The sequence below is a fragment of the Streptomyces sp. Z26 genome (genome assembly GCF_003665095.1).
In the GTDB taxonomy this organism is placed as follows: Bacteria; Actinomycetota; Actinomycetes; order Streptomycetales; family Streptomycetaceae; genus Streptomyces; species Streptomyces phytohabitans.
On sequence record NZ_RCHV01000002.1, the window covers coordinates 5,014,916 to 5,038,774 of the forward strand.

Here is a 23,859-nt window from a genome sequence, read left to right on the forward strand (position 1 = left end):
GAGCGGCAGCGGAACACCGTGTCCCAGACCCGCGCGCAGACCTCTCGCACCCGCGAGGGGTTTTTTCGTTTTCCGGGCCACCGAGCCGGAGGGCGGGGGCGCGCGGTACGAAGGGGGCAAGTGGAGCCGAGTCTTCCGGACGTGGTCGAGTCGTCCGGACTACCGCTCACCGACAGGAGCCAGACCACCATGACGACGGACGTCCCCGGCGACGACTTCCATGTCTTCGACACGACTCTCCGCGACGGCGCCCAGCGTGAGGGCATCAACCTCAGCGTCGCGGACAAGCTGGCCATCGCCCGCCACCTGGACGACTTCGGCGTCGGCTACATCGAGGGCGGCTGGCCGGGCGCCAACCCCCGCGACACCGAGTTCTTCCGCCGGGCGCAGGCCGAGATCGACTTCCGCGCCGCGCGGCTCGTCGCGTTCGGCGCCACCCGCAGGGCGGGCGTACGGGCGGCGGACGACCCGCAGGTCGTCGCGCTCGCCGACGCGGGGGCGCCCGTGGTGACGATCGTCGCCAAGTCGCACGACCGGCACGTCGAACTGGCCCTGCGCACCACCCTCGACGAGAACCTGCGCATGGTCCACGACACCGTCATGTACCTGCGGGAGCGCGGCCGCCGCGTGTTCGTCGACTGCGAGCACTTCTTCGACGGCTACCAGGCGAACGCCTCGTACGCGAAGGACGTCGTACGCACCGCCCACGACGCGGGCGCCGAGGTCGTCGTCCTCTGCGACACCAACGGCGGGATGCTCCCCGCCCAGGTGCAGGCCGTCGTACGGACCGTCGCGGGCGACACCGGCGCCCGCATCGGCATCCACGCGCAGGACGACACGGGCTGCGCGGTCGCCAACACCCTGTCGGCCGTGGACGCGGGCGCCACCCACGTGCAGTGCACGGCGAACGGCTACGGCGAGCGCGTCGGCAACGCCAACCTCTTCCCCGTCGTCGCCGCCCTCCAGCTCAAGTACGGCCGCAAGGTGGTCCCCGACGCCGCCCTGGCCGAGATGACGCGCATCTCGCACGCCATCGCCGAGGTCGTGAACCTCACCCCCTCCACCCACCAGCCGTATGTCGGCACCTCCGCGTTCGCGCACAAGGCGGGGTTGCACGCCTCGGCGATCAAGGTCGACCCCGACCTGTACCAGCACATCGACCCCGAGCGCGTCGGCAACTCCATGCGGATGCTCGTCTCCGACATGGCGGGCCGCGCCTCCGTGGAACTCAAGGGCAGGGAGCTGGGGTACGACCTGACCGGCGACCGCGAACTCGTCGGCCGCGTCGTGGAACGCGTCAAGGCGCAGGAACTGCGCGGCTACTCGTACGAGGCGGCCGACGCCTCCTTCGAGCTGCTGCTCCGCGACGAGGTGCGGGGCGGGGACGCGCCGCGCTTCTTCCGGGTGGAGTCGTGGCGGGCGATCGTCGAGGAACGCCCGGACGGGACGCACGCGAACGAGGCGACCGTACGGCTGTGGGCCAAGGGCGAGCGCGTCGTCGCGACGGGCGAGGGGAACGGCCCGGTCAACGCGCTGGACCGGGCGTTGCGCGGGGGACTGGAGCCGGTCTTCCCGGAGTTGGCGCGGCTGGAGCTGGTCGACTACAAGGTGCGCATCCTGGCGGGCACGCACGGCACGGAGTCCACGACGCGGGTGCTGGTGTCGACGGGCGACGGCAGTTCGGAGTGGTCGACGGTAGGGGTCGCGGAGAACGTGATCGCCGCCTCCTGGCAGGCGCTGGACGACGCGTACACCTTCGGTCTGCTGCGCGCCGGGCTGACGCCGGAGCAGTAGGGGCGGCGGGGGCGGTGCCCGGCGTACGGGCGCCGGGCACCGCCCGATACGGTGGAGTGCGGGCGTGGTGCCGGTGCGCGGGGAGCGCGCAGGATACGGCAGTCACCGTCGATACGGGGTGGGAGCACGCAGATTGCAGGTAGCTGCACACTCTTTGGGGTAACGCTGTGGAAACCCGACAGCTGACCACCCCGACTCTGTGAGGGACCCCTATACCGAACCCCTAGAAAACTGCGGTTCTGTCCAGCGCGGCCATGAAACCGCGACGGAGACTGTGCGGATCTGACGAGGGCAGGAGGGCCCCCCGTTTCGTAGGGTCTATACATGACCGATCTGTCTCAGGACTCCCGCGGCCGAGTGGCCGAGCTGCACGACATCCGTGCGCAGGCCCGTCGCGGGCCGAGCGAGAAGGCCACCGAGGCGCAGCACGCCAAGGGCAAGCTCACCGTGCCGGAGCGGATCGACCTGCTCCTGGACGAGGGGACCTTCCACGAGGTCGGGGGGCTCCGACGGCACCGCGCCACCGGCTTCGGGCTGGAGAGCAAGCGGCCGTACACCGACGGCGTGGTGACCGGCTGGGGCAAGGTGCACGGCCGGACCGTCTTCGTCTACGCGCACGACTTCCGTATCTTCGGCGGTGCGCTGGGGGAGGCGCACGCGGCGAAGATCCACAAGATCATGGACATGGCCATCTCGGCCGGTGCCCCGCTGATCTCGCTCAACGACGGCGCGGGCGCCCGTATCCAGGAGGGCGTCGCCGCCCTCGCCGGCTACGGCGGCATCTTCCAGCGCAACACCCGCGCGTCCGGCGTCATCCCGCAGATCTCCGTGATGCTCGGCCCGTGCGCGGGCGGCGCGGCCTACTCGCCGGCGCTGACCGACTTCGTGTTCATGGTCCGTGAGACCTCGCAGATGTTCATCACGGGCCCGGACGTCGTCCAGGCCGTCACCGGCGCCGAGGTCACGCAGAACGGACTGGGCGGCGCGGACGTCCACGCCGGGACCTCCGGCGTGGCCCACTTCGCCTACGACGACGAGGAGTCGTGCCTGGAGGAGGTGCGCTACCTCCTCTCGATGCTCCCGGCCAACAACCGCGAGAACCCGCCGGTCGTGGAGACCGAGGACCCCTCCGACCGGAGGAACGAATCGCTCCTGGACCTCGTTCCCGTCGACGGCAACCGGCCGTACGACATCCACAAGGTCATCGAGGAGATCGTCGACGACGGCGAGATGCTGGAGGTCCACGAGCGGTGGGCCACCAACATCGTGTGCGTCCTGGCGCGCATGGGCGGCCAGGTCGTGGGCTTCGTCGCCAGCCAGCCGCAGTCGCTGGCCGGCGTGCTGGACATCGAGGCGTCGGAGAAGGCCGCGCGCTTCGTGCAGATGTGCGACGCGTTCAACATCCCGATCCTCACGCTGCTGGACGTGCCGGGCTTCCTGCCAGGAGTCGACCAGGAGCACGGCGGCATCATCCGCCACGGCGCGAAGCTGCTGTACGCGTACTGCAACGCGACGGTGCCGCGCGTCTCGCTCGTGCTGCGGAAGGCGTACGGCGGTGCGTACATCGTCATGGACTCGCAGTCCATCGGCGCCGACGTGACGCTGGCGTGGCCGACCAACGAGATCGCGGTGATGGGCGCCGAGGGCGCCGCGAACGTCATCTTCCGCAGGCAGATCGCCGCCGCCGACGACCCGGAGGCGATGCGGACGCACATGGTCAAGGAGTACAAGGCGGAGCTGATGCACCCCTACTACGCCGCGGAACGCGGTCTGGTGGAGGACGTCATCGACCCGGCCGAGACCCGGGCCGCGCTGATCTCCGCCCTCGGGATGCTCGCCACCAAGCACGCGGACCTGCCGTCGCGGAAGCACGGCAACCCGCCGCAGTGACCCGCGCGCCGCACCACACGGACGCGCCGCACCACACGCACGACGCACGAGGCACGACCGACCCGCACCACCGACCGAACGACCGACAGACGGGGAAATCGCAATGAGTGCTCCCGCACCGCACTTCGTACGGGTGGAGAAGGGGCAGGCCAGCCCCGAGGAACTGGCCGCCGTCACCGCCATCCTGCTCGCCCGCGCGGCCACCCAGCCGGCGCACGACGTGGCCGGCAGGGGCCGCAGCAAGGCCGGATGGCGACGCCTGGAGCGTTCGCCGGGCTTCAGCGCGGCGCACAGCTGGCGGCACTGACACCACCGGACAGCCGTGACGGCGGAGGGCCCGCACACCTTCGGGTGTGCGGGCCCTCCGCCGTCGAATGCCGGTACGCGGTCCGGCGGCGGGCCGATACCCCGGACGGGGGTGTCGGCCCGCGGTGTCTCAGACGCTGCCGGGAAGGTCCACGAGGACGGTACGGCGCGGGTTCGCGGTCTGCGGGGGAAGCTGCGCGGCGCTGCCGGGGGTGCCGCTGACGGGCTCGGCGGGGCGCTCTGTAAGATCGTCGGCATCCTTGAGATGCGCGAGGGTGGTGCGCTGCGGGTTGGCGGTGTTGCGCATGATCATGGTGGTCTTCACGAGGCAGATTCCCCAGCGGGTCGCTTGTCGTTTCCGGGTAGCGTGTAAACCTTGAGGGTAGGCGCGTCATTCCCAGGGATCATGTGACTTAGGCAACTGAATGCGTGTGAGTTTCCTCACTCAGTGATCGCGGAAGCGGCAAATGGCGCACCCGGTACCCTATGGGAAATCGAACATTCAGCCCGAAAGGGGCACCCGTGCGGACCGGGAATCCGGTCGAATCGACGCACCTGTCCAGGACACTCGTACGGGTACGTCCCGTATCGCGGGCAATTTTTTCGACAGCACGTGACCCGGCGTCTGCGTAGCGTCACGCCCGTCACAGGGTTATCCACAGCCCTTGTTGGAGATCCGGCACTGTGCTGGAATTCCACGGACCGCCGAGGACAACAGCCGGCGCGCAGAGGGCGCACTGAAGCGCCACACGGTGGTCACAGGGGACGCGCCGGTCACTCACGAACGCCCAGGGGGCCCGGGACCCCCATGACTCGATACCGTCCCACCGCCGCGCGCGGAGGGACGCCTGGTCCAGAGGTTGCGACGCTAGTGCAGGGACGTTTCAAGAGGAATGGCAGCACGGTGGGGGACCCGGAGCTGCGCGGCTCGACCGACCGTGGCTCCTCTCCTCAGCGTGCCCAGGGGAGCGGCAGCGGGACGAACGCCGCCGCCGCGGACTCCGCCGGCACCACGAGCGGTCCCCCCGGTGACGACACGGGAGCCACGAAGGCCCGGAGCGCCCCGCCCGGCCAGGGGTCCCGGCTCGCCCTGCGCAACTGGCGGATCAGCACCCGTCTGGTGTCCCTGCTCGCGCTGCCCGTGGTCGCCGCGACCACCCTCGGCGGCCTGCGGATCAACGACTCGCTGAACGACGTCGAGCAGCTCGACAACATGAAGCTCCTCACCGAGATGACGGAGCACGCCACGGAGCTGGCCGCGGCGCTCCAGGAGGAGCGCGACAAGTCGGCCGGACCGCTGATCCAGACGGGCAACGAGAAGGACGACTCGGTCGTCGGCGCCCGTGAGGACACCGACCGGGTCCGCCAGGCGTTCAACGAGGCCACCGGCGACATCAACGCCGACGACGCGGTGATGTCCGGCGTGCAGACCACCGTCGTCGACATCACCCGCCAGCTGAACAACATCAAGGAGATCCGCGAGGACGCGTACGACAACCCGGAGTACACCTCGCAGACCGTCGACCGGTACAGCCGGCTGATCGAGTCGCTGCTCGGCCTCTCGCTCGACATGGCGCAGGCCACCAGCAACACCGAGATGATCCAGAGCACGCGTGCCCTCGCCGCGTTCTCCTCCGCCAAGGAGTTCGCCTCCGTCCAGCGCGCGATCATCAGCGCCGGCCTCGCCCGCAAGGACGGCGCCGAGCTGTCCCAGACGGACCGGCTCTACGCGAGTACGGCCATGGCGAGCGAGGACGCCAAGCTCACCACGTTCGGGCAGATCAACGGCGAGGGCGCCGCCGAGCTGCTGAAGCCCCTCGAGGGCGGCATCGTCAACATCACCGCGGCGGACACGTACCGCGACCGCGTGCTGAAGTCCGAGGACGGCATCCGGAGCGAGGAGCGCTCCTACCTGGACTGGTACGACCAGGACAAGAGCAAGATCGAGGAGATGGGCAAGATCGAGGCCACGCTGCTCTCCGAGATGGAGCAGCAGGCCCGCAAGCTCCGTTCGGAGGCGCAGCGCGACGCGATCCTCAACGGCGCGGTCATCTTCCTCGTCCTCGGCATCTCGCTCGTCGGCGCGTTCGTCGTGGCCCGTTCCATGGTCCGCTCGCTGCGCCGCCTCCAGGACACCGCGCAGGAGGTCGCCCGCCAGCGGCTGCCCGAGCTGGTCCGCCAGATGTCCGAGTCCGACCCGCAGGACGTGGACACCTCGGTCGAGTCGGTCGGTGTCCACAGCCGGGACGAGATCGGCAAGGTGGCGTCGGCGTTCGACGACGTGCACCGCGAGGCCGTACGGCTCGCGGGCGAGCAGGCGCTGCTGCGCGGCAACGTCAACGCGATGTTCACCAACCTCTCCCGCCGCAGCCAGGGCCTCATCCAGCGTCAGCTGTCGCTCATCTCCGAGCTGGAGTCCCGCGAGGCCGACCCGGACCAGCTGTCGTCCCTCTTCAAGCTCGACCACCTCGCGACCCGTATGCGCCGGAACGGCGAGAACCTCCTCGTCCTCGCGGGCGAGGAGCCGGGCCGTCGCTGGACGCGGCCCGTGCCGCTCGTCGACGTGCTGCGCGCGGCGGCGTCCGAGGTGGAGCAGTACGAGCGCATCGAGCTCAGCTCGGTGCCGAGCACCGAGGTCGCGGGCCGCGTCGTCAACGACCTCGTGCACCTGCTGGCCGAGTTGCTGGAGAACGCCACGTCGTTCTCCTCGCCGCAGACCAAGGTGAAGGTCACCGGCCACGCCCTGCCCGACGGGCGGGTGCTCGTCGAGATCCACGACACCGGCATCGGCCTCTCGCCCGAGGACCTGTCCGCGATCAACGAGCGGCTGGCGAACCCGCCGACGGTGGACGTCTCCGTCTCCCGCCGCATGGGTCTCTTCGTGGTCGGCCGCCTGTCGCTGCGGCACGGCATCCGGATACAGCTCAGGCCGTCCGACTCCGGCGGTACGACCGCGCTGGTCATGCTGCCCGTAGACGTCGCCCAGGGCGGCGCGCAGGGCCCCAAGGGCAAGCCGGGCGCAGCCGCCGGTGGCGCCCCCGCGGGCGCCCCCAAGGGCACCGGCCTCGCGGCCGCGCTCCAGCGCGAGCCGCGCGGCGGCGTCGGCCAGACCTCACGCCTCGGCGCAGTGACGCCGCGCGGCCAGGTCGGCGGCGGGAGCAAGCGCCCCGCGCTGCCCGGCAGCGGCGGCGGGAGCGGCGAGGAGAAGCCGCAGCAGCCGCAGCAGCCGCAGACCACGCCGGGCGCGGGCCTGCCCGTGCGGCCCCGGGGCGGCGCCCCGGCCGGTGCCGACAGCGGTTCCACGCCCACCGACTTCTTCGGCAACGGCGCCCCGCCGCGCCCTCTCGGCTCGCCTCCCTCGGCCCCCGGCAAGGGCCCGCAGCCCCAGCGCCCGGCGGCCCTGCCCGTACGCGGCGGCGGCCCCGTCGGGGAGCTGCCCGCGTCGACGCCGGGCGGTCCCGGCGACACCGGGGAGTTCCCGCAGCCGACGCAGCCGCAGGGCGGCGCGGGCTCCGGCCCCGGTGACACGGGTGAGTTCCCGCAGCTTCCGCAGGCCCCGCAGCAGCCCGCGCAGCCGCAGTACGGCGGCCCGGGAGACACCGGCGAGTTCCCCCAGGCGCCGTACCCGCAGCAGCAGCCCGCGCAGGCGTACCAGCAGCAGCCCGGCGGTCCGGGGGACACCGCGGAGTTCGCGCGGCCCGACTTCGGCGGTCTGCCGCCCGCTGGTGTCCAGGGCGGCCCGGCCGGTCCGGGCACGGGCGAGCAGCGTCCCAGCTGGGCGACCGGCGACGAGGCGCCGCGCGGCCACGAGGACACGGTCAGCGGCGAGTACCCGCAGCCGGGGTACGGCCGGCAGGGTCCCGGCCAGCCGCCCCAGGGCCAGGGGTACCCGGCGCAGCCGCAGCAGGGCGGCCAGGACCAGGGCGAGCGGGGGCCCGGCGGGTACGCCCAGCCGGACCCGTACGCCGCGCAGACCACCGGCGAGTACGGGTTGCCGCAACTGCCGCAGAACGACGCGGACTTCGGGATACCCGCGGTCCCGCCCGCCGCGGCCGACACGCCGACGCCCATCTTCGAGTCGATGGGGTCGAACTGGTTCCGCGGCACTCCCGCGGCCGAGCCGCGGCAGAGCCCCAACGGCGACGGTTCCCCGCAGCGCGAGCCGGACCCCCTGACCGACCCGCTTCCCGACGTCACCGCCGCGTCCTCGCTGCCGCAGCGTCCGGTCGGGCGCCCCGCGGAGGGCAACGGGAACGGCAACGGCAACGGGAACGGTGCCGGAGGCACCCGGGAGGTCCCGGCCGCGACGTGGGGAGCGTCTCCGAACGACGAGCGCTGGCGGCAGGCGGAGCAGCTGCGCCAGCCCGCCGCGGGCGGTGTCACCACTTCCGGCCTGCCGCGCCGGGTACCGCGCGCCAACCTGGTGGCGGGCACCGCGCAGCAGCAGTCGACGGCCCAGACCGGGCCGCAGGTCTCGCGCGCGCCCGACGATGTGCGTGGGCGACTGACCAATCTCCGCCGTGGTATCCGGCAGGGCCGACAGGCCACTGACGGCCATGGCATTGGCCCCACTTACCAGCAGGAGCGTTAGTTGAGTCCGATGAGCCAGGCGGCGCAGAACCTGAACTGGTTGATCACCAACTTCGTGGACAACACTCCGGGTGTGTCGCACACGGTGGTGGTCTCCGCCGACGGACTGCTTCTTGCGATGTCCGAGGGTTTCCCGCGTGATCGGGCCGATCAGTTGGCGGCTGTCGCGTCGGGGTTGACCTCGCTCACCGCGGGGGCGTCACGGATCTTCGAGGGTGGTCTGGTGAACCAGACGGTGGTGGAGATGGAGCGTGGGTTCCTCTTCATCATGTCTATTTCGGATGGTTCGTCGTTGGCCGTGCTCGCGCATCCGGAGGCCGATATCGGTCTTGTCGGTTATGAGATGGCGCTTCTCGTGGACCGCGCGGGGACGGTGCTGACGCCCGACCTCCGCGCCGAACTGCAAGGAAGCATCCTCAACTGACCGCCAGCTCCCCCCACATGAGCACCCCAGTCCACTCAGACCTCATGCTTCGCACGGAGGAGCCATGACCCCGCCGCCCGCCTCGCCCGGCCCGTACGGTGCCTCGAACCACCACGCACCGTACGGGGCTGAGGGCGACCAGCCGCTGGTGCGGCCGTACGCCATGACCGGTGGCCGGACCCGTCCGCGTTACCAGCTGGCGATCGAGGCGCTGGTGAGCACCAGTGCCGATCCGATGCACCTGCAGGGGCTGCTTCCCGAGCACCAGCGGATATGCCACCTGTGCCGCGAGGTCAAGTCGGTCGCGGAGGTCTCGGCGCTGCTGGCCATCCCCCTGGGCGTGGCCCGGATTCTCGTCGCCGACCTCGCCGAGGCCGGGATGGTGGCCATCCACCAGCCCGGCGGCGGTGCCGAGCCCGGCGGCGCCCCAGATGTGACCTTGCTTGAAAGGGTGCTCAGTGGACTTCGCAAGCTCTAGCCCGCAGACGGGGCAGACGAGTCAGATGGGGTACGGGGCGCCGACGCCCCGTGCCGCCACCTCGGCCAAGATTGTGGTGGCTGGTGGGTTCGGCGTGGGTAAGACGACTTTCGTCGGTGCGGTTTCGGAGATCAATCCGCTGCGTACCGAGGCGGTGATGACGTCGGCGTCGGCGGGGATCGATGATCTGACGCATACGGCGGACAAGACCACGACGACGGTGGCGATGGACTTCGGTCGTATCACGTTGGATCAGGATCTGATTCTGTATCTGTTCGGTACGCCGGGTCAGGATCGTTTCTGGTTCATGTGGGACGACTTGGTGCGTGGTGCCATCGGTGCGGTGGTGTTGGTGGATACGCGTCGGTTGGCGGATTGTTTTCCGGCGGTGGACTACTTCGAGAACAGTGGTCTGCCGTTCGTGATCGCTTTGAACGGGTTCGACGGGCATCAGCCGTATACGCCGGAGGAGGTGCGTGAGGCGTTGCAGATCGGTCCTGACGCGCCGATCATCATCACGGACGCGCGGCATCGGGCGGATGCGAAGAGCGCGTTGATCACCCTCGTCGAACACGCGCTGCTCGCACGTCTCAAGTGATTCGGCTGATCTTCAACCGCCCCCGCCCGTAAGGTACTTGCTGCGGGGCGTCGTCATCTCTGCCATGCTGCCCCGAGTGCTTCATAACATTTCGATACGCGATTTGCACGAGACCAACACGGGCGGCGAGCGGAACACCTCACTCTGCACACGGTTCTATGGTGCTTTGTCGGTTTAGAACGGGCAATGCACGCAATATCGATACTCGCCTGCCATAAATTCCTCGGCACGTCAAGAGTTTGGAAAGAGGTGCCGTGGCGTGCTGGAATTCGGAGAACTCAGCAGTAGCCGCGACCCGACCTGAGTCGGGGCCGAGCGCCGAGAGGTGAGTAGTCGAGTGAGGCGTAGCAGTACGGGCTCTGCCCCGCAGGCGCGTGACGGATCGCGGGGGAACTTCACCCCGCCGTCGCGAGCCGGCGCGGGGCGGGTGGACATGCCCGAGCCGCCCGCCGGCAGCGGTGGCGGCAGCCGTTTAGCGGTACGCAACTGGCGGGTGCCGACCCGTCTGAACGCGATCCTGCTCATCCCCGTGCTCGTCGCGCTCGTCTTCGGCGGCTTCCGCGTGCAGCACACCGTCGACACCTGGAACGACGCCGAGGACGCCCGCCACGTCGCGGAACTCGTCGAGGCGGCGGCCGACTACGCCCACGCCCTGCTCGACGAGCGGGACCGCAGCGCGGAGCCGTTCCTCGCGGGCGATCGCGAAAGCCAACAGGTGAAGGACCTGCGCGCGGCCACGGATCAGGCCAAGCGACGGTTCGACGACCGCGTCGGCGAGATCCCCGACAAGGCGGGCATCCAGCGCAGACTCGCCGCCCTCCGCAAGGCCGAGCCGAGCCTCGGCCCGCTCCGCGCGGCCGCGTACACCGACGAGTTGAGCGGTGCGCAGACGGAGGAGGGGTACGTCCGCATCCAGCACCCGCTGATGGAGTTCGCGAACGAACTCGGCCTGGGCACCGGCAACGTCACCTCCTACGGCCGCTCCGTGTACGCCATCTCCCTCGCGAAGTCCGCCGAGTCCCTCCAGCGTTCCCTCGGCACGCACCTCCTGCTCGACCCCGGCCCGTCACCGGCCGCGAAGAAGAAGCAGCTCACGGCGTTCGCCTCGTACGCCTACCTGGAGAACATCGCGCTGGAGGAGTACATTTCCGGCGCCCGCCCGCAGGACGCCGAGCTGCTGCGCCGCGAGCTGCGTGAGGCGGAGCAGCGCGGCCAGGCGAAGACCGAGGCGGCGCGCGAGAAGGCGAAGGCCGACGACGAGCCGTTCGTCTCCCCGCCGCCCATGAAGGAGATGGTCACGGCCATCGGCAGCGGCGCGGGGGAGAGCAGCCTGAAGCCGCGGGGCGTCACGTCCGAGTCGTGGTTCGCCGCCGCGACGGGCAAGTTCGACGCGTACCGCGCGGTCGAGAAGGAGCTGACGGGCGACGCCGTACGGGAGACCGAGCAGATCTCCGCGGACGCCCGCCGGGACACGTTCGTCAACGCCGCGGTCGTCCTGGCCGCGCTGCTGCTGGCGTTCCTCGTCGCCGGGATGATGGCCCGTTCCATGGGGCGGGCCATGCGTACGCTCCGCGGGGCCGCGCTGGAGGTGGCCGAGCAGCGACTGCCGTCCCTCGTCGACCAGCTCTCGCGGACCGACCCGGGCCGCGTCGACACCCAGGTCCGGCCGATCCCGATAGACAGCCGGGACGAGATCGGGGAGGTCGCCCGCGCCTTCGACCACGTGCACCGCGAGGCGGTACGGCTCGCGGCCGAGCAGGCACTGCTGCGCGGCAACGTGAACGCGATCTTCACCAACCTCTCCAGCCGCAACCAGGGGCTCATCGAGCGCCAACTCGCCCTCATCTCCGAGCTGGAGAACAACGAGGCCGACCCGGACCAGCTCCAGAACCTCTTCCGGATGGACCACCTGGCGACGCGCATGCGCCGCAACGGGGAGAACCTGCTCGTCCTCGCGGGCGAGGAGTCGGGCCACCGGTGGAACCGGCCCGTACCGCTCATCGACACCCTGCGGGCCGCCTCCTCCGAGGTGGAGCACTACGAGCGCATCGAGCTGTCGCCGGTCCCGGAGAACGAGATCCACGGCGCCGCCGTGACCGACCTCGTGCACCTGCTGGCCGAGCTGTTGGAGAACGCCACGTCGTTCTCCTCGCCGCAGACCAAGGTGCAGGTCACCGCGACACGGCTGCCGGACGGCCGCGTGATGATCGAGATCCACGACAAGGGCATCGGTCTGACCGCCGAGGACTTCGCGGACATCAACCACAAGCTGGCGAACCCGCCGACGGTGGACGCCGCCATCTCCCAGCGCATGGGCCTCTTCGTGGTCGGCCGCCTGGCCAACCGGCACGGCATCCGCGTCCAGCTGCGGCCCTCGGGCGAGCAGGCGGGCACCACCTCGCTCGTCATGCTGCCGGAGGAGATCACGCGCGGCGGCGGCGGCGACGCGCAGCCCGCCGAGGAGCAGTTCACGGTCTCCCGGATCGTCCCGGACCAGCCGAACGACCCGCAGACGCCCGCCAGGGGCATCCCGCGGTCCGCGGCCGAGCTGGGCTTCGACGACTCCCGCTACGGCGCCGAGGCGCCCGCGCCCACCGGGCCGCCCGCGCCGGGGAACCTCGACCCGGTCGGGCGCTCGCTCCAGCGCGACGGGCGCCGGGCGGCGCTGGAGGCGCAGCAGCAGGAGCCGTCGCGGCAGCAGGGCGAGCAGAGTGGACAGGCGCAGCCGGGCCACCAGATCCAGCCAGTTCAGCAGGGTCAGCCCGGCCTGCCGGAGGGCCAGGGCCAGTACCAGGGCCAGCTGTCGCACCAGGCGTACCCGCAGCGGTACCCCGGGCCGGACCAGCTTCAGGGGCAACCGCGGGGCCCGGTGCCGCCGCAGGGAGTCCCGCAGCAGCCGCACCCCCCGCAGCAACCCGCGCCGTACGGGTACGACCCGGCGGCCCGGCCCGGCCACCCGCAGGGCTACCCGCAGCCGGGCCACGACGCCCAGCAGCAGGGCTGGGACCCCTGGCAGGCACGGGCGGCCCAGCCCGCCCCCGACGCCGGTGTCAGCCCCCAGCTGCCGCCCGGCGCCGCGACCCCGCAGCCCGACGCCGGAGCCGTCCCGTACGACCCCGCGAGCGGTTACCAGCAGCCCGGATACCCCGCGGACGACTACGCCGGGGCACCCTCCTCGTACGGTGCGCAGCCACCCCAGCCGTCACAAGCGGAATCAGCCGGGAACGTTCCCGACGCCACCCGTGACCGCGTAGGCTTCGACCGTCTGGGCCCCTCCCCGAGCAGCGTTCGCGCCACGACCGGCGCGGGACTGCCTCAGCGGGAGCCCGGACGGCAGCAGCCGGAAGGGGGTCCGAATGCCCAGCAGCAGCCACAAGCGGAACCTCCTGGGGCCGTGCCGTCCGGGCCGCCTCAGCTACCGCGCCAGACAGGTCCGGACCAGCGGGAATCCGTTGATCCGGGGTGGCAGTCGGCCAATGACGAACGGTGGAACCGGGCCAGCAGGCTGCGGCAACCGGAAGCCGGTGGCGTCACCCTGTCCGGCCTGCCGCGACGCGTGCCCCGTGCCAACCTGGTCGAGGGTGCCGCGGAGCAGCAGGCGGCGGGCGGTGCCCAGGTTTCGAGGGCGCCGGAGGATGTCCGTGGGAGGCTGAGTAACCTGCACCGCGGCATCCGCAGAGGACGCACCGCGGGCGAGAACACCCAGAATGACAGACAGGGCTACGGCCCCGGCAGCACCTACGATCAGGAGCGTTAGTGTGAGCCCGATGAGCCAGGCGGCGCAGAACCTGAACTGGTTGATCACCAACTTCGTGGACAACACTCCGGGTGTGTCGCACACGGTGGTGGTCTCCGCCGACGGACTGCTTCTTGCGATGTCCGAGGGTTTCCCGCGTGATCGGGCCGATCAGTTGGCGGCTGTCGCGTCGGGGTTGACCTCGCTCACCGCGGGGGCGTCGCGGATCTTCGAGGGTGGTCTGGTGAACCAGACGGTGGTGGAGATGGAGCGTGGGTTCCTCTTCATCATGTCTATTTCGGATGGTTCGTCGTTGGCCGTGCTCGCGCATCCGGAGGCCGATATCGGTCTTGTCGGTTATGAGATGGCGCTTCTCGTGGACCGCGCGGGGACGGTGCTGACGCCCGACCTCCGCGCCGAACTCCAGGGAACCCTTCTCAACTAGGGCGCAAACATGAGACAGGCCGTGCGCATTGCGTCTCCGCCCCATTAGGGTGCGGGGACGTGGTGTCCGCTCGGATGCTGAGGCAGTAACTGGCAAGTGTGGCCCACGAGTCCGTGAGTCGGAGGAGGAAACGTGACAACGCCCCCAGGCGGTCCGTCGTACGGAAGTGGCCGCGACCAGCAGCACTCCCAGGGTGCACCCCTGAAGCGCTTCAACTTCCCCTCCGCGCCCAGCGAGCACGTGCACGGTGGACGGTCGCAGGAGTCATCTCCCCAGCCGTCGCCCGGTTCACACGCGCAGTCCTCACAGCACTACCAGCCGGGGCCGTTCCCGCAGTCGGGACAGTCCCAGGATGGGCAACAGCCGTACTCGCAGGGTGAGTCGGCGCCACAGTCCCGGTCGCACCAGTCGTCCTCGTCCTCGCGCATCCAGCCGGCGCAGCCGCCCCGGCCCCGCTCGGAGCAGGGCGGTTCGGAAGGCCGGGGCGAGCCGCAGCAGTTGGTGCGGCCGTACGCCATGACGGGTGGCCGGACCCGTCCGCGTTACCAGCTCGCCATCGAGGCACTGGTGAGCACGACCGCGGAGTTCGCCCAGCTCGGGGGTCAACTGCCCGAGCACCAGCGGATCTGCCGGTTGTGCTACGAGATCAAATCGGTCGCCGAAATCTCGGCGCTCCTCTCCATTCCGCTCGGCGTCGCCCGGATTCTCGTCGCCGACCTGGCCGAGGCCGGACTCGTCGCCATCCACCAGCCCGGTGGTGACGAGTCCACCGCCGACGGCCAGCCAGACGTGACACTGCTCGAAAGGGTGCTCAGTGGACTTCGCAAGCTCTAGCGGCGGCGGTGCGGCTGCCCGCTCCACGACCTCGGCCAAGATTGTGGTGGCTGGTGGGTTCGGCGTGGGTAAGACGACTTTCGTCGGTGCGGTTTCGGAGATCAATCCGCTGCGTACCGAGGCGGTGATGACGTCGGCGTCGGCGGGGATCGATGATCTGACGCATACGGCGGACAAGACCACGACGACGGTGGCGATGGACTTCGGTCGTATCACGTTGGATCAGGATCTGATTCTGTATCTGTTCGGTACGCCGGGTCAGGATCGTTTCTGGTTCATGTGGGACGACTTGGTGCGTGGTGCCATCGGTGCGGTGGTGTTGGTGGATACGCGTCGGTTGGCGGATTGTTTTCCGGCGGTGGACTACTTCGAGAACAGTGGTCTGCCGTTCGTGATCGCGTTGAACGGGTTCGACGGGCATCAGCCGTATACGCCGGAGGAGGTGCGTGAGGCGTTGCAGATCGGTCCTGACGCGCCGATCATCATCACGGACGCGCGGCATCGGGCGGATGCGAAGAGCGCGTTGATCACCCTCGTCGAACACGCGCTGATGGCGCGCCTCCGGTAGTCCCCGTTCCGTACGGGCCCGCGCGGCCCGTACGGCCCGGTCCGAGCCCGTCCGGCGTCGCCGGGCGGGCTTGATCCCCTCCCGGGTCCGATCGCCTACGCTGTGCGGGGCTCCCACCGCCCGCGTGCCGGCAGCTTCAGCTCAGCCCGGCCGCACCGTCAGCGTCAGCAGGCCAGAAGGAAACATCCCGTGCGCATCGCCAGATTCTCCCTGGACGGAACCGTCGGCTTCGGCGTCGTCGACGGCGACGAACTCGACATCATCAGGGGCCACCCCTTCGCGGGCGTCGAGCGTACGGACCGCCGTATCCCGCTGGAGAAGGTGCGGCTGCTGCCGCCCGTCCTGCCCAGCAAGGTCATCGGCATCGGCCGCAACTACGCCGAGCACGCACGGGAGTTGGGCAACGAGGTCCCGGACGTCCCGGTGGCGTTCCTCAAGCCGTCCACGTCCGTGGCCGGTCCTGGCGACCCCATCGCGTACCCGGCGTTCTCCTCCGAGGTGCACCACGAGGCCGAACTGGCCGTCGTCATCGGCCGCATGTGCAAGGAGGTGCCCCGCGCCCGCGTGCACGAGGTCGTCCTCGGCTACACCTGCGCCAACGACGTCACCGCACGGGACGTGCAGCGCGCCGAGAACCAGTGGTCGCGGGCGAAGGGCTTCGACACGTCCTGCCCGCTCGGCCCCTGGGTCGAGACCGAACTGGACCCGGCGGACCTGGCGGTGCAGTGCACGGTCAACGGCGAGCAGCGCCAGCTGGGCCGCACCAGCGAGATGGTGCGCTCCGTCGAGGACCTGGTCGTGCACCTCTCCGAGGCGATGACGCTGCTTCCCGGGGACGTCGTCCTCACGGGCACCCCCGCGGGGGTGGGCCCGCTCCACGTCGGCGACGAGGTCGCCGTCACCATCGAAGGCATCGGCACTCTCACCAACAAGGTGATCAAGCGTGACTAACGCGACCCCCGTCCGCGTACGGTTCTGTCCCTCCCCGACCGGCAACCCGCATGTCGGGCTGGTCCGGACCGCCCTGTTCAACTGGGCGTTCGCCCGGCACCACGGCGGTTCCCTGGTGCTCCGCATCGAGGACACGGACGCGGCCCGCGACTCCGAGGAGTCGTACGACCAGCTGCTCGACTCCCTCCGCTGGCTCGGCCTGGACTGGGACGAGGGCCCGGAGGCGTACGCCGCCGACGCGGAGGGTACGGACGGCGGCGCCGTCGGCCCGCACGCCCCGTACCGCCAGTCCCAGCGCATGGACGTCTACCGGGACGTCGCGGAGCGCCTCCGCGCGGCCGGTCACGCCTACCGCTGCTTCTGCACCCCCGCCGAGCTGGAGGAGCGCCGCGAGGCGGCGCGCAAGGCGGGCCGGGCCTCCGGGTACGACGGCGCGTGCCGCGACCTGGACGCGGCGCGGATCGCGGCGTACGAGGCCGAGGGCCGTACGTCCATCGTCCGCTTCCGGATGCCGGACGAGCCGATCACCTTCACCGACCTGGTGCGCGGCGAGCTGACGTTCGCCCCGGAGAACGTCACGGACTACGGCATCGTGCGCGCGAACGGCGCCCCCCTCTACACCCTGGTCAACCCGGTCGACGACGCGCTGATGGAGATCACGCACGTCCTCCGCGGCGAGGACCTGCTGTCGTCCACGCCCCGGCAGATCGCGCTGTACCGCGCGCTCGCGGAGATCGGCGTCGGCAAGGGCGCGACGCCGGAGTTCGGTCACCTGCCGTACGTGATGGGGGAGGGCAACAAGAAGCTCTCCAAGCGCGACCCGGAGTCCTCGCTCAACCTCTACCGCGAGCGCGGCTTCCTCCCGCAGGGCCTCCTCAACTACCTCTCCCTGCTGGGCTGGTCGCTGTCCGAGGACCGGGACATCTTCTCGATGGACGAGCTGGTGGCCGCCTTCGACGTCGCGGACGTGAACGCCAACCCGGCGCGCTTCGACCTGAAGAAGTGCGAGGCCATCAACGCCGCGCACCTGCGCGAGCTGCCCGTCGCGGAGTTCGCGGCGGCCTGCGCGCCCTGGCTGGCGGCACCGTACGCGACCTGGGCGGCGGAGGACTTCGACCAGGCCGCGTTCGACGAGCTGGCCCCGCTGGCGCAGACGCGGCTGACCGTACTGGCCGACATCACGCAGAACGTCGACTTCCTCTTCCTGCCCGAGCCCGTCGCGGACGAGGCGTCCTGGCAGAAGGCGATGAAGCCGGGCGCCGCCGACGTGCTGCGGTCCATCCACTCCCGGCTGGCCGAGCTGGACGGCGGGTCGTGGCGCGCGGAGCCCCTCAAGGAGGCCGTCCTGGCCGCCGGGGAGGCGCACGGCCTGAAGCTCGGCAAGGCGCAGGCGCCGCTCCGCGTCGCGGTGACGGGCCGTACGGTCGGGCTGCCGCTGTTCGAGTCGCTGGAGGTCCTCGGCCGCGAGCGCACGCTGCTCCGGGTGGACGCGACGCTGGCCAAACTGGCGGCGCAGCCCGGGAGTTGAGCCCCGCGGTCGCCGTACCGGCGACACCCCCACCCCGTACCTGTGGCAGAGTCTGGCCGAGCGCCACGGCGGTCCGCGCGGGTGCGCGGGCGGGGAGGCCGGCGGGCGCCGACGCGTGAGGGGGCGGGGCGCGGGTGTCGCGGACGATCGACGGCCGGTTCACTCTGTTGGACCGGCTCGGGGGCGGCGGTATGGGCCTGGTGTGGCGGGCCCGCGACGAGGTGCTGCACCGCGAGGTGGCCCTCAAGGAGGTCCGCCCGCCGGGCCCGGACCTGGCCGAGCACGACCCGGAGGCGGCCCGCACCCTGCGGGAACGGGTGCTGCGCGAGGCCCGCGCGTTGGCGCGGGTCGACCATCCCCACGTCGTCACGATCCACCACATCGTGGACGGCGGCGAGGGCACGTACCCCTGGCTGGTGATGGAGCTGGTCCGCGGCGGTTCGCTCCAGGACCGGTTCGCGCGGGGGCGGTTGTCGCCCGCCGAGGCCGCCGAGCTGGGGCGCGGGGTCCTCGCCGGGCTGCGCGCGGCGCACGCGGCCGACATCCAGCACCGGGATATCAAGCCCGGCAACATCCTGCTGCGGCCCGACGGGCGGCCCGTCCTGACGGACTTCGGCATCGCCGCCGTCCAGGGCGCCACCGCCCTCACGGTCTCCGGGTCGGTCATCGGCACCCCCGACTACATGGCGCCGGAACGGGTGTCGGGCGAGGAGGGCGGCCCGGTCGCCGACCTGTGGTCGCTGGCCCTGACCCTGTACGTCGCCGTCGAGGGCCACCATCCGCTGCGTCGCGGTAACACCCTCGCCACGCTCGCCGCCGTCCTCAGCGAGGACGTACCGCCGTCGGGCCGGGCGGGGCCGCTCGCGAAGGCGCTGTCGGCGGTGCTCGTACGGGACCCGGCGGAGCGCCCCGACGCGGCGGCGCTGGACCGGCTGCTGGCGGAGGCGGAACGGCTGGCCCTGGCCGGTACGGGCACGGGTGCGGGTACGGGTGACAAGGCCGGGGCGGACGGGACGCCCGGTACGGCGGGGGCGGGCGGGGCGCCGCCCTCGGTGACGTCGTACTCGCCCGCGCCACCGCGCCCCGCCTCCCCGCCCGTACCCGCTCCGTCCCACGCGACGCCGTACGGTCCCACGCCGCCGCTCCACGCGCCGTACCCGGCTGCCCCCGGACCGTCCACCCCCGGCCCGCCCGCGCCCGCCGCACGGCGCGGCAGGCGCCTCGGGGCGTACGCGGCCGGGGCTGGGGCCGTGGCGCTCGTGGGCGCCCTCCTCTGGACGCTGCTCCCCGACGGCGGCAGCGGTGGCGGCGACGGCGGGAACGGCGCCGAGGCGGACGGTGAGACGACGGGCGACGGCTCCGGGAAGGTCGAGAAGCTCACCATCGGCGTGAAGAGCGACCAGCCGGGCATCGGCCTCAAGGCGCCCGACGGCACGTACTCCGGTTTCGACGTGGACACCGCCACGTACCTCGCCGAGGCCCTCGGCCGCGGCCCCGAGGACATCGAGTGGCGCGAGGTGAGCGCCGCCCGGCGCGAGGACATGATCCAGAACGGGCAGGTGGACTTCGTCGTGGCCACGTACCTGATGAACGACAGCCGTTCCCGCCAGGTGGACTTCGTCGGCCCGTACCTCGTCGCGCACCAGGACGTGCTGCTGCGCGCCGACGAGTCGGACATCGACGACGCCCAGGACCTGAACGGCAGGCCCGTCTGCGGCATCACCGGGAGCACGCCCGCGCGGAACCTCAAGACGAACGTCGCCCCGCAGGCCGAGGTGGTCGAGCGGAGCACGTACACCGAGTGCGTCGCCGCCCTGAAGTCCGGCACGGTCGACGCCGTCACGACGGACGACGCGATCCTCGCGGGCTACGCGGCGACGGAGCCGCCCGGGACGTACAAGCTGGGCGGCTTCGGGCTGAGCGACGAGCGCTACGGGATCGGGCTGCCGAAGAACAGCCCGTACAAGGAGGACCTCACCGCCGCGCTGAAGAAGATGACGACGGACGGGACATGGGCGAAGGCGCTGAGGAGGAACCTGCCCGCGCTGCCCGTGGAGCCGCCCACGGTGGAGTGACGGGACCGCCGCCGCACCCGCCCGCCACCTGCGCGGCGGGGGCGGCGCGGGGGTGGTGAGGGGCGCCCGGGAACCCGTTTTGGAGCGGGCAGCGCGATCGGGTAATGTTCTTCCTGTCGCCGAACGGGACGGGCCCACAGGGCCGGGACACCGGGAGGCGGTCACCCAGACGGAATCCCCGACAGGGGTTGTGTTTTGGTGGGCTATGGTGTAATTGGCAGCACGACTGATTCTGGTTCAGTTAGTCTAGGTTCGAGTCCTGGTAGCCCAGCGCGATCTCGCTTCACAAGATCGATGCCCCCGTTGTGTAGCGGCCTAGCACGCCGCCCTCTCAAGGCGGTAGCGCCGGTTCGAATCCGGTCGGGGGTACTGGTTCCTCGGAACCTCGCTAGGGCCCCCGTTGTGTAGCGGCCTAGCACGCCGCCCTCTCAAGGCGGTAGCGCCGGTTCGAATCCGGTCGGGGGTACGCGATCGAGTACAACAGGAGCCCTCCTCACGGCAGTCGCCGGAGGAGGGCTTCTTCGTGTCCGCGCCCGTGGGCCGTACGGCCGGTGCGGCCGCAAGTGCCGTACGGGCGCTGTGAGTTCGGCCACGACGGACGGTACGGGCGTCACCGTACGCCGGGGGCCGCCGTACGGGGCCGGGCGCCACGTCCGCTCCGTGCGCTCATATCCCCCCGCCGCGCCGCAGCGACTCGCTGAGCCGCGCCGCCGCGTCCACGATGGCCTGCGCGTGCATGCGCCCCGGGTGCCGCGTCAGCCGCTCGATGGGGCCGGAGACGGAGACGGCCGCCACCACGCGGTTCGACGGGCCGCGTACGGGCGCGGAGACGGACGCGACGCCCGGCTCCCGCTCACCGATGGACTGGGCCCAGCCCCGGCGCCGTACGCCGGAGAGCGCCGTCGCCGTGAACCGGGCGCCCTGGAGGCCGCGGTGCAGCCGCTCCGGCTCCTCCCACGCCATCAGGATCTGCGCGGCGGAACCGGCCTTCATCGGCAGCGTGCTGCCGACGGGCACCGTGTCCCGCAGCCCGGAGAGCCGTTCGGCGGCGGCGACGCAGATCCGCATCTCGCCCTGCCGCCGGTAGAGCTGCGCGCTCTCGCCCGTCACGTCCCGCAGGTGCGTGAGGACCGGGCCCGCCGAGGCGAGCAGCCTGTCCTCGCCCGCGGCGGCGGCCAGTTCGGCCAGCCGCGGGCCCAGGATGAAACGTCCCTGCATGTCCCGCGCCACCATGCGGTGGTGCTCCAGGGCGACCGCGAGCCGGTGGGCCGTCGGGCGGGCCAGACCCGTGGCGCCGACCAGTCCGGCGAGCGTCGCCGGACCGGACTCCAGGGCGCTGAGAACCAGGGCCGCCTTGTCGAGAACACCCACTCCGCTCGACACACCAGTGTTGTCCATGCGTCGATACTCGCGTCTCAGAGTGTGAAACGCAAGTTCACTTCCGGCCCGCACCCGCCAGTCTGGGGTCAGGGCCGCCACCCGGGAAGCGGAAGTACGAGTGGCGGCGAAGCTCCGAGCAGAGGGCGGCGACGTTGCCGTCCGAAGGGATTCCGATGGGACGGACACTTGCGGAGAAGGTCTGGGACGACCACGTCGTCCGACGGGTGGAAGGCGAGCCCGACCTCCTCTTCATCGACCTGCACCTGCTCCACGAGGTGACCAGCCCCCAGGCGTTCGACGGTCTCCGCAAGGCGGGCCGCCCGGTGCGCCGTACGGATCTCACGATCGCGACCGAGGACCACAACACCCCGACCCTCGACATCGACAAGCCCATCGCCGACCCCGTCTCCCGCGTGCAGCTGGAGACCCTCCGCAAGAACTGCGCGGACTTCGGCGTACGGCTGCACCCGCTGGGCGACGTCGAGCAGGGCGTCGTGCACGTCGTCGGACCGCAGCTGGGGCTGACGCAGCCCGGTACGACGGTCGTCTGCGGCGACAGCCACACCTCCACGCACGGGGCATTCGGCGCCCTCGCGTTCGGCATCGGCACCAGCCAGGTCGAGCACGTGCTGGCCACGCAGACGCTGCCGCTCGCGCCGTTCCGCACCATGGCGATCACCGTCAACGGCGAACTGCCCGACGACGTCACCGCCAAGGACCTGATCCTCGCGATCATCGCCAGGATCGGCACCGGCGGCGGCCAGGGCTACGTGCTGGAGTACCGCGGCGAGGCCATCGAGAAACTGTCGATGGAAGCGCGCATGACCATCTGCAACATGTCCATCGAGGCGGGCGCGCGCGCCGGGATGATCGCCCCCGACCGTACGACCTTCGACTACCTGGAGGGCCGCGACCACGCCCCGACGGGCGCCGACTGGGACGAGGCCGTCGCGTACTGGCAGACGCTGCGCACCGACGACGACGCCGTCTTCGACCACGAGGTCGTCATCGAGGCCGCCGAGCTGGCGCCGTTCGTCACCTGGGGCACCAACCCGGGGCAGGGCGCGCCGCTGTCCGCGTCCGTGCCGGACCCGGCCGCGTTCGCGGACGCGGGCGAGCAGCTGGCCGCCGAGAAGGCCCTGGAGTACATGGGGTTGACCGCGGGCAAGCCGCTGCGCGAGATCACCGTCGACACCGTCTTCGTCGGCTCCTGCACCAACGGCCGCATCGAGGACCTGCGCTCCGCCGCGTCCGTCGTCGAGGGCCGCCGGATCGCGGACGGCGTACGGATGCTGGTCGTACCCGGCTCCGTACGGGTCGCGCTCCAGGCCGTCGAGGAGGGCCTGGACAAGGTGTTCACCGAGGCGGGCGCCGAGTGGCGGCACGCGGGCTGCTCGATGTGTCTGGGCATGAACCCCGACCAGCTCAAGCCGAAGGAACGCGCCGCGTCCACCTCCAATCGCAACTTCGAGGGCAGGCAGGGCAAGGGCGGCCGTACGCACCTCGTCTCGCCGCAGGTCGCCGCCGCCACCGCGGTGCTGGGGCGGCTGGCGTCACCGGCCGACCTGTCGACCGGTCCCGGAAATCCGAGCAGCCGCGAGACCGTGGGGGTCTGAGGAACATGGAAGCGTTCACCACGCACACCGGCCGGATCGTCCCGCTGCGGCGCAGCAACGTCGACACCGACCAGATCATCCCCGCGCACTGGCTGAAGAAGGTCACGCGCGACGGCTTCGAGGACGGCCTCTTCGAGGCGTGGCGCAAGGACCCGGAGTTCGTGCTCAACCAGCCGCGGTTCGCGGGCGCCGACGTCCTCGTCGCGGACACCGACTTCGGCACCGGCTCGTCGCGCGAGCACGCCGTGTGGGCGTTGCAGAACTACGGCTTCAAGGCGGTGATCTCGCCCCGCTTCGCGGACATCTTCCGCGGCAACTCCCTGAAGAACGGCCTCCTCACGGTCGTCCTGCCGGACGAGACCGTACGCGCCCTGTGGGAGCTGGCGGAGAGCGACCCGACCGCCGAGGTGACCGTCGACCTCGTCCGCTGCAAGGTCCTCGCGCCGGGCGTCGACGCGGACTTCACCCTGGACGAGAACGCGCGTTGGCGGCTCCTGGAGGGCCTGGACGACATCGGTCTCACCCTGTCGAACGAAGACGCCATCGCTGATTACGAGGCGCGCCGCCCCTCGTTCAAACCGCGGACACAGGCGGCCTGACAAGGGAGTTTCCCGCCACGGAGACGCCGCGCCCCCGGTCCTCGGAC

At 71.2% G+C, this 23,859-nt stretch carries 18 protein-coding genes and 3 tRNA genes; 19 read left to right on the plus strand and 2 right to left on the minus strand.

From position 1 onward, the window contains the following. Positions 1-189 precede the first annotated feature (189 nt). The 3 genes from cimA to D7M15_RS21880 all read left to right on the plus strand — a co-directional run bounded on the left by cimA (position 190) and on the right by D7M15_RS21880 (position 3,991). Positions 190-1,794, plus strand: a complete 1,605-nt coding sequence (gene cimA / locus D7M15_RS21870; RefSeq protein ID WP_121521199.1) for a citramalate synthase — start codon at positions 190-192, stop codon at positions 1,792-1,794. Between the two features lie 324 nt (positions 1,795-2,118). Continuing rightward, positions 2,119-3,684, plus strand: a complete 1,566-nt coding sequence (locus D7M15_RS21875) for an acyl-CoA carboxylase subunit beta (RefSeq protein ID WP_121519055.1) — start codon at positions 2,119-2,121, stop codon at positions 3,682-3,684. 103 nt (positions 3,685-3,787) lie between these two features. Beyond that, the gene (locus D7M15_RS21880) at positions 3,788-3,991 is read left to right on the plus strand and encodes an acyl-CoA carboxylase subunit epsilon (protein WP_121519056.1); all 204 of its coding nucleotides are present in this window, start codon (positions 3,788-3,790) and stop codon (positions 3,989-3,991) included. Positions 3,992-4,120: 129 nt separating this feature from the next. Here the strand turns inward: D7M15_RS21880 and D7M15_RS21885 are convergent, their stop codons facing one another. Continuing rightward, positions 4,121-4,315 carry a hypothetical protein gene (locus D7M15_RS21885; protein WP_121519057.1) on the minus strand — a complete coding sequence of 65 codons (195 nt, stop codon included), beginning with the start codon at positions 4,313-4,315 and terminating at the stop codon, positions 4,121-4,123. Between the two features lie 546 nt (positions 4,316-4,861). Between D7M15_RS21885 and D7M15_RS21890 the strand changes: the two genes are divergently transcribed. The 14 genes from D7M15_RS21890 to D7M15_RS21955 all read left to right on the plus strand — a co-directional run bounded on the left by D7M15_RS21890 (position 4,862) and on the right by D7M15_RS21955 (position 20,683). Continuing rightward, positions 4,862-8,581 (plus strand): nitrate- and nitrite sensing domain-containing protein, encoded by a 3,720-nt coding sequence (locus tag D7M15_RS21890; RefSeq protein ID WP_121519058.1) that lies wholly within the window; start codon positions 4,862-4,864, stop codon positions 8,579-8,581. Positions 8,582-8,590: 9 nt separating this feature from the next. Continuing rightward, positions 8,591-9,004, plus strand: a complete 414-nt coding sequence (locus tag D7M15_RS21895; RefSeq protein ID WP_121519059.1) for a roadblock/LC7 domain-containing protein — start codon at positions 8,591-8,593, stop codon at positions 9,002-9,004. 64 nt (positions 9,005-9,068) lie between these two features. After that, positions 9,069-9,482 carry a DUF742 domain-containing protein gene (locus tag D7M15_RS21900; RefSeq protein ID WP_121519060.1) on the plus strand — a complete coding sequence of 138 codons (414 nt, stop codon included), beginning with the start codon at positions 9,069-9,071 and terminating at the stop codon, positions 9,480-9,482. A gap of 25 nt (positions 9,483-9,507) precedes the next feature. Beyond that, the gene (locus tag D7M15_RS21905; RefSeq protein ID WP_121521201.1) at positions 9,508-10,080 is read left to right on the plus strand and encodes an ATP/GTP-binding protein; all 573 of its coding nucleotides are present in this window, start codon (positions 9,508-9,510) and stop codon (positions 10,078-10,080) included. A gap of 337 nt (positions 10,081-10,417) precedes the next feature. Further along, positions 10,418-13,837: a nitrate- and nitrite sensing domain-containing protein gene (locus tag D7M15_RS21910; protein ID WP_121519061.1), complete on the plus strand. Its 3,420-nt coding sequence runs from the start codon at positions 10,418-10,420 to the stop codon at positions 13,835-13,837. Positions 13,838-13,847: 10 nt separating this feature from the next. After that, a complete protein-coding gene (locus D7M15_RS21915) occupies positions 13,848-14,261 on the plus strand; it encodes a roadblock/LC7 domain-containing protein (RefSeq protein WP_121521203.1) in 414 nt (137 codons plus the stop codon). Positions 14,262-14,393: 132 nt separating this feature from the next. Beyond that, positions 14,394-15,095: a DUF742 domain-containing protein gene (locus D7M15_RS21920; RefSeq protein WP_121519062.1), complete on the plus strand. Its 702-nt coding sequence runs from the start codon at positions 14,394-14,396 to the stop codon at positions 15,093-15,095. Next, entirely contained in the window at positions 15,076-15,663 is a 588-nt protein-coding gene (locus tag D7M15_RS21925) for an ATP/GTP-binding protein (protein WP_121519063.1), read from the plus strand. The genes D7M15_RS21920 and D7M15_RS21925 overlap by 20 nt, the downstream gene beginning before the upstream one ends. A 189-nt stretch (positions 15,664-15,852) precedes the next feature. After that, positions 15,853-16,614, plus strand: a complete 762-nt coding sequence (locus tag D7M15_RS21930) for a fumarylacetoacetate hydrolase family protein (RefSeq protein ID WP_121519064.1) — start codon at positions 15,853-15,855, stop codon at positions 16,612-16,614. Then, positions 16,607-18,142: a glutamate--tRNA ligase gene (gene gltX / locus D7M15_RS21935; RefSeq protein ID WP_121519065.1), complete on the plus strand. Its 1,536-nt coding sequence runs from the start codon at positions 16,607-16,609 to the stop codon at positions 18,140-18,142. The genes D7M15_RS21930 and gltX overlap by 8 nt, the downstream gene beginning before the upstream one ends. Before the next feature lie 191 nt (positions 18,143-18,333). Continuing rightward, entirely contained in the window at positions 18,334-20,217 is a 1,884-nt protein-coding gene (locus D7M15_RS21940; RefSeq protein WP_121521205.1) for a bifunctional serine/threonine-protein kinase/glutamate ABC transporter substrate-binding protein, read from the plus strand. 199 nt (positions 20,218-20,416) lie between these two features. Continuing rightward, positions 20,417-20,488 (plus strand) — tRNA-Gln (locus D7M15_RS21945). A 25-nt stretch (positions 20,489-20,513) separates the two neighbouring features. Further along, positions 20,514-20,586 (plus strand) — tRNA-Glu (locus tag D7M15_RS21950). Between the two features lie 24 nt (positions 20,587-20,610). Beyond that, a tRNA-Glu gene (locus D7M15_RS21955) sits at positions 20,611-20,683 on the plus strand. Positions 20,684-20,883: 200 nt separating this feature from the next. On the opposite strand, the gene ndgR is transcribed toward D7M15_RS21955, so the two are convergent. Beyond that, positions 20,884-21,615 carry an IclR family transcriptional regulator NdgR gene (gene ndgR / locus D7M15_RS21960; RefSeq protein ID WP_121519066.1) on the minus strand — a complete coding sequence of 244 codons (732 nt, stop codon included), beginning with the start codon at positions 21,613-21,615 and terminating at the stop codon, positions 20,884-20,886. A gap of 155 nt (positions 21,616-21,770) precedes the next feature. On the opposite strand from ndgR, the gene leuC reads away from it, so the two are divergent. Both leuC and leuD read left to right on the plus strand, forming a co-directional pair. Further along, positions 21,771-23,213, plus strand: a complete 1,443-nt coding sequence (leuC, locus tag D7M15_RS21965; RefSeq protein ID WP_121519067.1) for a 3-isopropylmalate dehydratase large subunit — start codon at positions 21,771-21,773, stop codon at positions 23,211-23,213. Between the two features lie 5 nt (positions 23,214-23,218). After that, on the plus strand, positions 23,219-23,812 hold the full coding sequence (gene leuD / locus D7M15_RS21970) for a 3-isopropylmalate dehydratase small subunit (RefSeq protein ID WP_121519068.1): 594 nt from the start codon (positions 23,219-23,221) through the stop codon (positions 23,810-23,812). The last annotated feature ends 47 nt before the right edge of the window (positions 23,813-23,859 follow it).